This is a genomic window from Clostridioides sp. GD02367 (genome assembly GCF_045900275.1).
Taxonomy (GTDB): domain Bacteria; phylum Bacillota; class Clostridia; order Peptostreptococcales; family Peptostreptococcaceae; genus Clostridioides; species Clostridioides difficile_A.
Window position 1 is genome coordinate 308,670 of sequence record NZ_JBJODK010000001.1, and the last position, 13,832, is coordinate 322,501.

Consider the following 13,832-nt stretch of genomic DNA (forward strand, 5'->3'; position numbering starts at 1 on the left):
ACCTAAGCCCTGTCCTTCCTTTTCATCAATAGCATTACTACAATTGGTGCTCCTAATAAAGATGTTATTGTACTTATTGGTAACTCTACTGGTGACAAAATTACTCTTGATATCAAATCACAAAGAGCTGTAACTATACCTCCTAAAAAGATTACCACTGGTATTAGCACTCTATTATCTGATGTCTTAAATATCAGTTTTGAAATTTGTGGTACTGCAAGTCCAATAAATCCTATAGGGCCTGCAAATGCTGATACTATTGCTGCTAGTATACTAGATATAAATACTACCAAAAATCTAAAAAATTTTATATTTATACCAATACTTTTAGCATACTCTTCTCCTAATAAAAAAGCATTTAGAGGTTTTATTATAAAGATACTCATTAAAAGACCTAACATACCAATCAGTATAAGTATCTCTACTTTTTCCCAAGTAAATCCAGAAAAACTTCCCATCGACCAAACAGTAAATTCTTTTAATTTTTCACTATTTGCAAATGATTGTAGTACATTAGTTATACCACTACATACATATCCAGTCATAATTCCTATTATTAAAAGAGTTGTTATATTCTTTACCTTACTTGCAAATAAAATGACTACAGACATTACAATCAAAGCTCCTATAAATGCTGCTACAAATATACTCATTGAAGTTATATTTTCAAATCCTAATGTATATCCACCTAAAATCATAAGCGCTACTGATAAAGTAGAGCCTGAAGATACACCTAATATATATGGTTCAACTATTGGATTCTTAAAAAATATCTGTAGTAAAATTCCTGATACTGCTAAACAAGCTCCACCCACCATAGTTGCAAGTACTCTTGGAATCCTTATGTTGTATATTATTTTATAATGTTCTGTATTATCCATACCTCTTAATACAACATCTATTATTTCTTTAAACTCAATTTTTACAGAGCCAAATGCTACACACACTAAAAAAGTAAGTATCATGCCTATAATTAGTCCTATAAATATTGTAGTATTCTTTATTCTCATTTTATTGATAAAATCCATTTATATACCCCTCTTAACAAATCTATATTAACTAAAATCCATAAAACTCATCTTTTAGTGTCGTATTATATATTATTTATCATAATTTATATAATGTTTAATTTTTTCACCTGTAGTACCTGGATGAAACATCTCAACTAAATCTACTATTAATTCATCAGTCTTATCTACTGATTGATAATAATCTGGAGCAAATACCCACAAGTTACCATTTTTTACAACATCCAAATCAGCCAATACAGGTGCACTAGATTTTATAGACTCTAAGTTTGGTGCATAATCTGAGCTTGATGAGTATACAAATATATCTGCATCTTTTGCAACTTCATGTAGTTGTTCAATACTCACTCTTCCTTCATTTGAATCCATTGAAGCACATGCATTTATTCCACCTGCCATTCTTATCATATTATCTACATATGAATCTTTAGGTGCTACATAAGCATTTCCTTCATATACAGATGCCCATACTACCTTAGGCTTGTTCTTGTTTTTTATCTTTTTACTTACTTCTTCTATCTTTTGTACTGTTTTATTCAATTCACTAGTGGCTATATCTTCTTTATCATAAAACGCAGCTATTAAACTTGTCCATTCCATTCTTCCAAATGGGTTTTGCTCTTTGTATTCATTATCTACAACATAGTTAAGTCCTAATTCTTTTAGTTTATCAATAAATTTTGTATCAGCTTCTGATAGACCACTACTAACTATAGTTAAATCAGGATTTAAGTCTACTATTTTTTCATAATCTGGTGCTAAGTTTGAACCAACATAATGTATCTTTCCGTCCTTCATCAAATCTTTAATTTCTTTGATAGTCCAATACTGTTCCTCTGTTGTTACTGCTTTTATGCTATCTAGCTCACCTATTGTTCTTAGAGAACAGGCTTGTGTTGTAGATGCTATTAATACATTATCTACAGGTGTTCTAACTATATTAGCATTTTTATACTTTTCAGGAACTTCAATTTTTTTAGGGATTAAAATTAGTTCTCTTTTATCTCCATCAGTTACTTTTTTAATTCCATCCTCTAAGTCTTCAACACTAAATCCACTTGCATATTTTAATTCTAACTTCTTACCACTACTAACTTGTGCATTCTCTTTATCATTTTTACTACATCCTATAAGACCTACTACTAAAAGAACTATCATAATACTTAGAAAAAATTGCTTTAAAACATTTACTTTAAATTTCATCTCTTTCACTCCAATATTTTATTTTTATAAGTGGTTAAAAATTTTAATAACATATATTTCTAAAATATATCTCATTAGAATTATATTAAAGTCATCTTTAATAATTATAACCTTTTAATAAAATAAAAAACTTCTCCTAATTTAGAAAGGAGAAGTTTATATATCAATTTTACAAAAAATGAATTGATATTTCATTTTATTATAAATTACAATTTCCACCCTAAATTGAACCTATGTAATACTGGGCAGGTCTCCTGACTCACGGCTTTTCCTCTATCACCCTTCCCAAAATTTTTCATATAAAATCTCAGTGGATTTTGATTTCGTATCCGTATACAGTAGCGGGGGCTGTAGTGAACTTGCATCACTTTCCCTATTAAACTAATCTAGTACCCTAGTATTATTTAATTTAATTTTTATTAAGATAATTGTAGTTTATTGTTGGCAACTTTGCAAGGTTGATTTAACATATAAAATAAAGAGTGCCTAAAATGACTATAAAAATCATTTTAAAACACTCTTTGTTTTTTACTATATATCTAATTAAGCAGTTAACATATATTTAATTCATTCATTAATTTTTTAATCTCACATACTTGATTTTCATTTGGTTTTGTAAAAGGAGCAGTCATATAATCACTTACTTGTAATCCCCTTATATTCAGAGCTTTTTTCATTGCTGGTATAAATGGGTTTGTTATTAAATAAAAATCCATTGCTTTGTTGATATATTTTTGAATTTCTATAACCTTATCCATATCTCTATTATTATAAGCTTCTGCCCATTTTGAACAAACTTCTGGAATTAAATTTGATAAACCTCCTATACAACCTGCTCCCCCAGACATTAGATTATGTATAAAGTTTTCGTCATAACCACTATATATCTTAAAATTTGGGAACTCTGCTTTCATAGTATTTATTAAATCTCTAGTATGCCCCATTAAAGTTACTGTATCCTTATAACCAACTATATTTTTATGTTTTCTTACAAGTCTTAATGTAAGTTCTGGACTCAAATCATAACCAGTTCTATCTGGATAATTATATAGATATATTTCAGCTTCTGTATTTTTAGCTATTTCACTATAAAACAACTCAATACTGTCATCATCAAGAGAGAAATAATAAGGGCTTATTATCATAACTCCATCAGCTCCACTATTATGTGCATAATTTGAAAGCTCTATAGACTCTTTTATACTCATACGACTTGTACCTATAAACACTTTTACTCTCTTATTAACATAACTAATTACTAAATCTATAAGTTCTTTTTGCATATCCATAGACATATTAAAGAACTCTCCAGTACTTCCCATTATAACTAGACCATCTACACCTCCATCTATAAGATGGTCATAGACTTTCTTATTTCCTTCTTTATCTAAATTTCCTTCTTCATCAAATATTGTAACCACTGGTGTCAAAAATTCTGCTTTCATAATTTAAACTCCTAAAATTTATTTTAATATGTTCATTTAATACATTCAGGTTTTGCCTTAACATTACCTATATTAAAACATTTATTTAATGTAATTTCTTAAAATTCCAATACTTTCAACCTCACATTCAATTACATCTCCACTACTCATATATCTAGGGGGCGAAAAACCCATACCAACTCCAGAAGGTGTACCTGTAGCTATAATATCTCCAGCCTCTAAAGTCATCCCCTTTGAAAGTTCTGAAACTATGTCTGAAATGTCTGATATGAATAATCTTGTATTAGAATTTTGTCTTTCTTCACCATTTACTCTACTACATACCTTAAGTTTTACAGGAAAAGAAATTTCACTTTTATGTAAGATACATGGGCCTAAAGATGTAAATGTATCTAATCCCTTTCCTCTAAACCACTGAACATGCTCTTTTTGTAACGTTCTAGCAGAAATATCATTTATAACAGTGTACCCAAAGATATAATCTTCGACCTCTTCTTTTTTAATATTAACACCTGTTTTACCTATTACTACTCCAAGTTCAACTTCATAGTCTAATTGACTATTTATATTAAAATGACCATCTATCTCATCTTCTGGACCTATCGCTTTTGTTACACGTTTTGTAAAATAAACTGTTTTTTGAGGTTCTTCAAAACTATTATCAAAGTGAGTTTGAGTTTCTTCAAGATGGTCTTTATAGTTCACTCCCACACATAAAATATCATGTATAGGTTTTTCTATCGGAACATGTATAATACATTCTTCTCTTTTAAAAACATCATAATTATGGAATCTATCTTCCTTTATAATACTTTTTATCCTTATAATATCGTCTTGAGATATATTTTGAATTAAATCATTTAAATCTTTAAAAGATTTGCTAATATTTAAGGAATTAATGTCTATAATAAATAATTCATCTTTAGAAAAAAAACCTATCCTTTTACATTCATTTTTTCCTTTAGTAAAACTGACAAACTTCATAATCTCACCCTTTATTAAAATTCTATATATATTCAGTCTTTTACTTAAATCTTATACATAGTTACATACTCTAGCTATTGCCATTTCAGTATATCCAAGAGACTCTGCTTTTGATTGCTTTCCATTTGCTACATCTACAATCATGTTTAATAAATCATCTGTCAATTCTTCCATTGTTTGTGGACCATATATAACTGGACTGGCATCAAAGTCCATATTATCTTCCATATTTGCAAAAGTTATTTTGTTTCCAGTTATCTTTATCACTGGAGCTATTGGATTTCCTGATGGAGTTCCTCTACCTGTACTAAATACTACTATTTGAGCCCCTCCTGCAACCATACCAGCAACAGATGAAGCATCATTTCCAGGTGTATCCATTATAACAAGACCTTTTTTATCAATTTGTTTAGCATAATCATATACTTCACTTATTGGTCTATGACCACCTTTATGTATACAACCTAGTGATTTTTCTTCAAGGCTTGTCAATCCACCAGCTATATTTCCAGGAGATGGATTTCCTTCTCTAACCTCTTCTCCAACTAATTTTAACGAATTTTCATACCTATGTACTATATGTAATATTTTTTCTTTTACTTCTTCATTTACTGCTCTTCTAGCTAATATATGCTCTGCTCCTATAAATTCAGTAGTTTCACTTAAAATTGACGTTGCTCCTAAATCAACAAGTCTATCACTTAATTCACCTATTAGTGGATTTGCTGCTAATCCACTTGTTGGGTCAGACCCTCCACACTCAGTTCCTAGTATAATTTCAGATATTGGAAATTCTTCTTTTCTGAGTAAAGATGCCTCTTGAGCCATTTCTCTAGCATAACGAACAGCCTTTTCTATAGTTTTCAAAGTCCCATGTTCTTCTTGTATTACAAGAGTTTTTATTGGTTTGTTTGTTCTCTCTTTTATTGCATCAACTACCAAATCATTTTGACAATTCTCACATCCTAAAGATACAACTATTACCCCATATACATTTGGATTTGCTGCATATCCAGCCATGACATCCATAGTCAATTGTTGGTCTGAATTTACTTGTGAACATCCATTTTGATTATTAAAAGTAACTGCTCCTTGAACTTGAGATGCTATTATTCTAGTTGTATCTGATGCACAAACACTAGTAGGTAATACTAATATGTGGTTTCTTATACCAACTCTTCCATCGGGTCTTTTATATCCATAAAATTTCATACTGATTTCCTCCTAAAATAATCTATATACCTTCTGTAATTTTTATGTATTATAACTTTTTATTACACTTACTAATCAAATATTTAAAATAATATTTGACAATTATTAAATAGTAAAAAACAATGAATTTAACTTCTATAAACTTAAAAGAATTATTTTATACATTAGCCATAGCTTGTTCATCCAAATCTTCTCTAACACTTCTAACATTATGGATATGTACATGTTGACCAATTTTTATTTCCTGATTTGCTTCTCCTATATGTTCTCCATACTTAGTAACCTTATCGCCTTCAGCCATGTCTTTTATAGCCAATTTATGATAAATAGTTATATCATCTAGTGCTGTAATTGTTTTTACTGTTTTATCTTTTAATTTAAAACTAATTTCGCTATTCTTACCTATTGCTTCAATAGCTACTGCAACATTATCTTTTTCATCAATTATCACTGCATTTATCATTATTCTTATTCTCCTTTGTAAATAATATAGTTTTATTAATATCCTAAAATCTAATTAGAGAGTTTACTATTTAAATAGTAAACTATGTAATATTAAGCTACTATCGTTCCATCCTCTTTTTGTTTTGGAAACTTAGGACACCCATACTTCTTAGCCCACCAACTAGTTATAAGAGGTACTAATATTGCAGTGACAACTACTGCTGCTGCTACTTGAGTTGTTGCTGTTGCAACATATGGTTGCCATGATGGGTCAACTAATGCAACAGCAGCAGGTACGGCAATCGCATTTCCAGCAGTTGTAGCTACAGCCCACCCTGCATATCCTGGACGTTTTCCTATAAATTTATCACAGAATACTATAAATATACCTCCTACAAACACAGATATTAATCCAAGTAGTACTCCTGATAAGCCTCCTTTTAGTATACTTGCAAGATTTATGCTACTACCTAGTGCAAATCCTACAAAAGGTACAAGCAAGTTACATCCTGGCTCTAAAAATTCTTTCATTTTTTTATCAAAATTACCTATTATCATACCAACAAGTATTGGTACTATTGCAGCCAATAAAGACAACAAAGGTACATTTGCAAGACCTGAAGTCCCAAGAGCTATCAATGTAAAAAATGGTCCATCATTTAAAGTAAGTAAACTCATAGTTGCACAATCTGTTTCATCTCCATATGAAGTCATCAATGAAAGATATATACTACCATTACTATTTGTAACTGCACTTATAACAGCTAATGTTGTAAGACCAAGTACTCCATCCATTCCAAATAGTTTACCTATAACTATACCTATTAAAGCACCTATAGCAAATTTCGAACCAAGAAGAATTCCGCCTCTTTTTAAAACTTTTGGCATTTCTCTAAATTGAAGTTGCGTTCCCAAGCACACTAGCTGAACTCCAATTATAGTTGCAGACCCAACGCTTGAAAATACTGCAGTTGTAAATGAACCTATTTGCACAATATCTGGGCAAAATGTATTAATGAAAGCTGCTATAAACATTGGAACTATCATCATACCTGCAGGAATTTTTTTAATAAAATCCATTATCATAAAGTTACTCCTCCTAAAACATGATATTTAATTACTCTTATTAAATTTTTAGCTTTAATTCTAACGGCCGTTTCGGTTCGTATTTAAGAACTAAGTTTTTATTTACGAATCTTTGAGTTAATGATAGCATTTTCCTATTTATGAGTCAATAAAAAAAATAAATTTTTGTCAAAATTTTTTCAAATTATCTGACAATATATTATGTATTATCAAATAGCTTCATTATATGCAAAAATACAAAGCACTAAAAAATATAGATTACTAAAATATACAAAATTTTTTACATAATTGAAATGACACACAAATTATAAGATACAATTCATAATATTTTGATATATCTATACAAAATATAGCTATTAAATAGATTCTCTTAAATTATATAACTAAATATCACCAACTTTCTTTAGGTATATTTTGGAAATTAATATAATTATTAATTTATAATCTTCTAAAAAATATCTATCAGTCCTTAAATCAATAGCTTCTTCATGTACAAATTTACATATTTATTTTCCACATTGTAAAATATCACATAGTGTGCTAAAATCAACATATTCTAATACTTTAAATTAATAAAAAGAGGGGGGAAATTTATGACTTCAGATAATCATCGCCCGACAGCTAGGATATTAGATATTTTAGAAGCATTAGCTGAATCCGAAAACGGATATACTCTTACAGAAATAGCAGATGCTATTAATGCTCCAAAAAGTAGCATCTTTCCTATAGTTCATACACTTAGTGCTAGAAAATATATTACTATTGACAAGAATACATCCAAATACTCTATAGGGATACGTTCTTACACATTAGGTTCTTCATTCTTTGAAAAAAGAACTATTTTCAATTATGTAATTGAAGAAATGACTAATATAGTTAATTCTTGTTCTGAAACTTGCCAGCTTGGTATACTTGACAACAATGAAGTCCTTTATGTTGGTAAAGTAGATTCGCCAGAACCAATTAGACTTATTTCTTATGTTGGTAAAAAAATACCTGCTAATTGTACGGGTCTTGGAAAAGCTCTTTTATGTGATTTTGATAAGGAAACACTAATAAGTTTATATCCAGATGGTTTAAAAGGCTTTACAGAAAAATCAATTACAGACTTTGATGTTTTATATGAGCAACTTCTTGAAGTTAAAAAAACACAAATAGCTTCAGAATGTGAAGAATCAATGCAACATCTAAAATGTCTTGCTGTACCAATAAGAAAAAATGGATGTATAAGAGCTGCTGTTAGTGTAACACTACCATTATTTAGAGCTAATGAAGAAAAAATAGAACTGATAAAAGAATTACTTTTAAATGCTCAGAAAAATATTCAATCTATGATGGAAGAACGCAATGAAGATATTATAATAAATTAAGTTAATATTTCACAGATACGATATATTGAAAATTGTAATAATTAAAGATTCTATTTTAAACTGGCATATTTATTTGATTTATACAATAAAAAACAAAGCTACTGATTTAACTACAGTAGCTTTGTTTTTTTATGATAGTTTTTATTTTTTTGTTGACATGATAAAAATACTATGTTAAATTCTAATCATAATCGTATTTACGAATTAAGTTCCTATATAAGAACTCATATATCTGTATTAATCTAAGCCATAATTATATGATAAACAAGCTAAAGAAAGATTATTAGATATATATTTCTTATATAAAAATCAATTTAAAATAAAAGGAGATTTTAGTTATGAGCATTTATTATGTACCACCAATAAATTTACTTGGAAAAGGATGCCTTAATGAAGCTAAAGATTCAATTAAATCACTGGGAACTAAAAAAGCATTTGTTGTTAGTGATAAATTTCTAGTTTCAAACGGTACTGTAAAAAAAGTAACAGATATTCTATCTCAGATAGGTGTAGATTTTGTTGTTTATGATGAAGTTAAACAAAATCCAACTGTAACTAATGTAAATAAAGGGCTTGAAATATTAAAGTCAGAAAATTGTGATTTTGTTATCACTATAGGAGGAGGTTCTCCACAAGACTGTGGTAAGGCTATTTCTATATTAGCTACTAATGGAGGAGATATTAGGGATTATGAAGGTGTCAACAAAACTTCTAAAAAATGTCTTCCTATTGTAGCCATAACTACTACTGCTGGTACTTCTGCTGAAGTTACAATAAACTATGTTATAACTGATGAAGACAGACATGTAAAAATGATAATGGTTGATACCAATTCATTAGCTACAATGACAGTAAATGACCCAGAATTAATGATTAGTAAACCATCTAATTTAACTGCAGCAACTGGTATGGATGCTTTAACTCATGCTATAGAAGCTGTAGTGGCTAATGGAGCTTATGATGTTACAGATTCAACAGCTTTATATTCTATAAAACAGATATTTAAATACCTTCCAAGAGCTGTTAAAAATGGTAATGACATAGAAGCTAGAGAACAAATGTGTTACGCTTGTTTCTTAAATGGAATTGCATTTAGTAATGCAGGACTTGGTAATGTACATGCCATGGCCCATCAATTAGGAGGTTTATATGATTTACCTCATGGAGTATGTAATGCCATGCTACTTCCAATAGTTGAAGAAGAAAATGCTAAATCTGCTCCTTCTAAATTCCGTCCAATCGCTGAGATTATTGGAATGGATGTACATAATAAGTCAGATAAAGAGTGTGTTGACTTTGTAATAAATAAAATAAAAGCTCTTTCTGAAGAAGTAGGAATCCCAAAATCTTTAAAAGATGTAGGTGTTGATAATCCTAATTTTGAGTTACTTGCAGAAAACTCTATGAAAGATGCATGTGCTGGAGCTAATCCTGTTTTCTTTGACAAGGATAAACTTATAGAATTATTTATGAAAATATCTTAATTATAACAACCTACCCCATAAATTAATTATATATACTTATAAGGGAGTGCCTCAAAATACAATTATTTTATTATTGGCACTCTCTTACTACATCTTTCAAATCGTAATTCTTATCAAATACTAACATATACTATTATTAATTAAGAATCTTAGCTCTTAATTAACAAATCAAATATTTTATTAATGAATTATGACTGTTGTTGTATCTGGTATATTATCGTATATCCATTTTGCATTTTCTGTATTCAATCTTATACAACCATGACTAAGAGCTTCACCAAGTCTACCATCTATTATATAGCTACCTGTCGAATCATATAATACCGAATGATAATAATATCCACCTTTAATTCTAGTAGCGTACTTAACCGAATATTCATCTGTCCCAAAAGAAGGTTTTCTTCCACTTATATAAAATGTCCCTGTTATAGTTGGAGTTTCAGGTTTCCCTATAGTACATTGCCACTTATAAAGTTGACCCCAACTTCCATTATCTTTCTTAAAAATATAAGTATATTTATTTCTAAGGTCTGTCACAATTAGATAATCACTCGTGCTTTTAATATTATTTTCGTTAACAAATTTAGTCATATCAGTATAAAAATACTTATAATCTAACTCATTAGGTTTATTTCCATCAGTTGATAAGAAATAATTAAAAACATATCCTATTTTGTCATCATATACAACTTTACTCCAATCCCCATCTATTTCTAAAACTTCGACCCTAGATTTTTCGGGAATTACTGTAATTATATTTGAAGTCGTAGATTTGTCTTCTCTTAAATTTAAGTTACTCCAAGTATATTCGCTTACTGATACTAAGTCCTTATATACATACCCTTCTTGAGAATTATACATTACTTTAATCCATTCATCTTCTTCATCTAATACCTCCATTTTTGCTCCTTGAGGTATTACAGTTATAATACTTGAATTTGTAGATTTGCTGGACCTCAAATTTACATTTACTAAAGCATATTTATATATAGGTGTTCTATATTTTTTAATATTTATTTTAGTTAACTTCACACATACCATCCTCTCATATGTCTTTTTACAACATTTTATGAAATTCGATATGTATTCGTTCTCCTATTTTCAAACTTTACTTGTATTACTGATAATATTGCTATATACAGACTGGTTTTTTCTCACTTATATTTATCTATTTATTTAAATTCACAATATTACAATCCTTAATATATTCTTCAATTATACCTCTAGCAATATTAAAATAGCTTATGCATTTATCAACTATAACTGCATCACTACTAACTACTCTATCTAATTTTTCTAATACGACATCTGCATTTTTTACTAGCTCTACCTCAGTTTCAATTCCCCATATTTTAGCATACTCCAGTATCTTATACTTTAAATTTCCTGAATTAGAAACTGGAGAATCTAGATAAAATCTAATTTTTTTTGCATTGTACTTATTTAAAAATTCTCCTATCAGCTTTAGGGCTTCTTCTGTTTTATCTATAATCTTATATGTCCCCCTAAGCCCTGCTAAGTCTCTCATATTACCATCACTACCTATTACTAAAGTTCCACCAGATAATGCCACTTCTATAGCTATTATTAAATTAAAACCATCTATATTTATAAGTCCTTCTTTGATTTTATCTAGAGAAAGTTTTTTTGACTGTCTTATTATATTTTTTTCTTCAGTGCATACTGCCCTTTTTAGTGCATCTCTTTGTCTTATGGAAAACTGATACCTATCTCCAACAAAAGTAACAACTGGGTCTATTTTATAATCTCTATTTATTAACCATTCTATTTCTTCCTTAGCCTTTATAAGCCTTACTAATTCACTACTTGAAAACCATCTCTTATCATTCTCATCAAACCCTCTTTTAGATACTTTATTCATATGACTTCACCTCCGTATTTTAAACATTGCTCTAATACTTTAAGTATGATAAACTTACTCTTTTAAAATATTTTTGATACTATTTTATCCATTTAAGTTATCCAATACTTAAATTATACCGTTTAATTCCAGCTTATAATACAAAATAATAATTTCTATAGTACATTTATAACTTTACAATACAAAAAGGATACTATTAGTAATTTATTATAGTATCCTTTTTATAAAATCTATTTATAATGATAATTTTAGGCTTTATATATTTAAATTTATGATTATACTTCTTTTATCATATTAGGAGATAGAACATCATTAAGAGCTTCTGTCATAGTTGGATGTGCATAAACACGGTCTCTTAAATATGTGTACTCTACTTCTAAATCTATAGCTAATTGAATTAAGTGGATAATCTCACTTGAATCTTCACATATCATAGTAGCTCCAAGTATCTTATTTGATTTTTTATCAATCACAATCTTTATAAAACCATCTGTCTTACCGATTTGCTTAGCTCTTGGAATCGCTTCGACTGGCATCTTTGCTACTAATACTTCATATCCTTTTTCCTTAGCTTGTTTAACATTAAAACCAACTCTTGAAAATGCTGGACTTATAAAAATAGAATTTGGTATATTTTTTCTATCACTATTGCTTCTAGTCTTATCTCCAAATAATTGATTAATAATTATACGATAGTCATCTAGTGAAATATAAGTAAATTGTGGACCTCCATTTATATCTCCTATAGCCCATATATGCTCTTTGTTAGTCTTAAGAGTATCTGATACTTTAATAAATCCTCTTTCATTTAATTCTATACCTGCATTTTCTAGTCCTAACCCCTCAGTATTTGCCTTTCTTCCTGTGGCTACAAGTATCATATCGCTTGTTAATTCCTGTAATTTACCTTCTATTTCATACTCTACTATTGCTAAGTTAGAAACTTCTTTAATTTCTTTTATCTTTGTATTATTTATAATTTTTACATTTCTCTTTTCAAGTAGTTTTATTATTTCTTCTGAATCCTCAATATCTTCATTTGGTAAAATACCATTATTAGAATTTAATATTGTAACTTCTGCTCCAAATGAACTGTAAATACCTGCAAACTCTAGACCTATAAAGCCAGCTCCTATGATTGTCATTTTTTTAGGTAGAGTTCTTAAATTCATAAGAGACTCACTATCATATACTACATTCTTATTTTCCACACCTTTAATATTAGGTATAAATGGTTTTGAACCAGTATTAACAAATATCTTGTCTGCTACTAACTCATAAACTTCATTTTCAGTTTTAACTTGAACTGTATTTTCATCAATAAAAGTTCCCATTCCTGTGAATATAGTTACATTATCATTTGAATTTAATTTATTATAGTTAACTTCTCTAAGTTTTGTAATTAAAGTTTCTTTTTTATCTATAGCTTTCTCATATTCAGCTTGAGCTTCTTCCCAAGAACTTATATGTTTCGCTTTTACACTGTTTGCCGAGTTCTCTAAACTTTTAGTTGGTATACATGCCACATTTATACATGTTCCACCATACATCTTATTTGATTTTTCTATTAAAGCTACTTTTAAGCCTTTATTTGCTAAATCTCCTGCTAATGTTTTTCCACCTTTTCCAAATCCCATTATTATTGCATCAAATGTTTTTTTCATATAATTTTCAACCCCTTCTTGTATTATTTA

The 13,832-nt window shown here is 28.9% G+C and carries 12 protein-coding genes and 1 riboswitch; of the genes, 2 read left to right on the plus strand and 10 right to left on the minus strand.

The genetic code is table 11. From position 1 onward, the window contains the following. Positions 1–2: 2 nt before the first annotated feature. From Q3223_RS01255 to Q3223_RS01285, 7 genes are all read right to left on the minus strand, one after another. Positions 3–1,028, minus strand: coding sequence for an iron ABC transporter permease (locus Q3223_RS01255; protein ID WP_054271524.1), 1,026 nt, complete (start codon positions 1,026–1,028; stop codon positions 3–5). Positions 1,029–1,100: 72 nt separating this feature from the next. Further along, complete coding sequence (locus tag Q3223_RS01260) at positions 1,101–2,231, minus strand: ABC transporter substrate-binding protein (RefSeq protein ID WP_407811481.1); 1,131 nt, start codon at positions 2,229–2,231, stop codon at positions 1,101–1,103. A gap of 226 nt (positions 2,232–2,457) precedes the next feature. Continuing rightward, a riboswitch (cobalamin riboswitch) is annotated at positions 2,458–2,643 on the minus strand. A 139-nt stretch (positions 2,644–2,782) separates the two neighbouring features. Continuing rightward, positions 2,783–3,676, minus strand: coding sequence for a dihydrodipicolinate synthase family protein (locus Q3223_RS01265; protein WP_079739795.1), 894 nt, complete (start codon positions 3,674–3,676; stop codon positions 2,783–2,785). Positions 3,677–3,757: 81 nt separating this feature from the next. Then, a complete protein-coding gene (locus tag Q3223_RS01270) occupies positions 3,758–4,660 on the minus strand; it encodes a fumarylacetoacetate hydrolase family protein (RefSeq protein WP_407811482.1) in 903 nt (300 codons plus the stop codon). A 51-nt stretch (positions 4,661–4,711) separates the two neighbouring features. Next, the gene (locus tag Q3223_RS01275; protein WP_021385940.1) at positions 4,712–5,872 is read right to left on the minus strand and encodes a UxaA family hydrolase; all 1,161 of its coding nucleotides are present in this window, start codon (positions 5,870–5,872) and stop codon (positions 4,712–4,714) included. Between the two features lie 157 nt (positions 5,873–6,029). Beyond that, positions 6,030–6,335, minus strand: a complete 306-nt coding sequence (locus tag Q3223_RS01280; RefSeq protein ID WP_054271529.1) for a UxaA family hydrolase — start codon at positions 6,333–6,335, stop codon at positions 6,030–6,032. A 92-nt stretch (positions 6,336–6,427) separates the two neighbouring features. Further along, a complete protein-coding gene (locus tag Q3223_RS01285; RefSeq protein WP_054271530.1) occupies positions 6,428–7,402 on the minus strand; it encodes a 2-keto-3-deoxygluconate permease in 975 nt (324 codons plus the stop codon). A 593-nt stretch (positions 7,403–7,995) separates the two neighbouring features. On the opposite strand from Q3223_RS01285, the gene Q3223_RS01290 reads away from it, so the two are divergent. Continuing rightward, positions 7,996–8,772, plus strand: coding sequence for an IclR family transcriptional regulator (locus Q3223_RS01290; RefSeq protein ID WP_054271531.1), 777 nt, complete (start codon positions 7,996–7,998; stop codon positions 8,770–8,772). A 338-nt stretch (positions 8,773–9,110) separates the two neighbouring features. Next, the gene (locus Q3223_RS01295; protein ID WP_054271532.1) at positions 9,111–10,256 is read left to right on the plus strand and encodes an iron-containing alcohol dehydrogenase; all 1,146 of its coding nucleotides are present in this window, start codon (positions 9,111–9,113) and stop codon (positions 10,254–10,256) included. A 180-nt stretch (positions 10,257–10,436) separates the two neighbouring features. On the opposite strand, the gene Q3223_RS01300 is transcribed toward Q3223_RS01295, so the two are convergent. The 3 genes from Q3223_RS01300 to Q3223_RS01310 form a co-directional block, all read right to left on the minus strand. Continuing rightward, entirely contained in the window at positions 10,437–11,288 is an 852-nt protein-coding gene (locus Q3223_RS01300) for an SH3 domain-containing protein (protein WP_167640511.1), read from the minus strand. Between the two features lie 136 nt (positions 11,289–11,424). Further along, the gene (locus tag Q3223_RS01305; RefSeq protein ID WP_054271533.1) at positions 11,425–12,138 is read right to left on the minus strand and encodes a DUF434 domain-containing protein; all 714 of its coding nucleotides are present in this window, start codon (positions 12,136–12,138) and stop codon (positions 11,425–11,427) included. A 275-nt stretch (positions 12,139–12,413) separates the two neighbouring features. Then, entirely contained in the window at positions 12,414–13,802 is a 1,389-nt protein-coding gene (locus Q3223_RS01310) for an FAD-dependent oxidoreductase (protein ID WP_219672836.1), read from the minus strand. Between the last annotated feature and the right edge of the window lie 30 nt (positions 13,803–13,832).

Coding starts and splice junctions, on each gene's coding strand:
- Q3223_RS01290 (WP_054271531.1), top strand. CDS start 7,996: ATGACTTCAGATAATCATCGCCCGACAGCTAGGATATTAGATATTTTA.
- Q3223_RS01280 (WP_054271529.1), bottom strand. CDS start 6,335: ATGATAAATGCAGTGATAATTGATGAAAAAGATAATGTTGCAGTAGCT.
- Q3223_RS01275 (WP_021385940.1), bottom strand. CDS start 5,872: ATGAAATTTTATGGATATAAAAGACCCGATGGAAGAGTTGGTATAAGA.
- Q3223_RS01265 (WP_079739795.1), bottom strand. CDS start 3,676: ATGAAAGCAGAATTTTTGACACCAGTGGTTACAATATTTGATGAAGAA.
- Q3223_RS01270 (WP_407811482.1), bottom strand. CDS start 4,660: ATGAAGTTTGTCAGTTTTACTAAAGGAAAAAATGAATGTAAAAGGATA.
- Q3223_RS01285 (WP_054271530.1), bottom strand. CDS start 7,402: ATGATAATGGATTTTATTAAAAAAATTCCTGCAGGTATGATGATAGTT.
- Q3223_RS01305 (WP_054271533.1), bottom strand. CDS start 12,138: ATGAATAAAGTATCTAAAAGAGGGTTTGATGAGAATGATAAGAGATGG.
- Q3223_RS01255 (WP_054271524.1), bottom strand. CDS start 1,028: ATGGATTTTATCAATAAAATGAGAATAAAGAATACTACAATATTTATA.
- Q3223_RS01260 (WP_407811481.1), bottom strand. CDS start 2,231: ATGAAATTTAAAGTAAATGTTTTAAAGCAATTTTTTCTAAGTATTATG.
- Q3223_RS01310 (WP_219672836.1), bottom strand. CDS start 13,802: ATGAAAAAAACATTTGATGCAATAATAATGGGATTTGGAAAAGGTGGA.
- Q3223_RS01295 (WP_054271532.1), top strand. CDS start 9,111: ATGAGCATTTATTATGTACCACCAATAAATTTACTTGGAAAAGGATGC.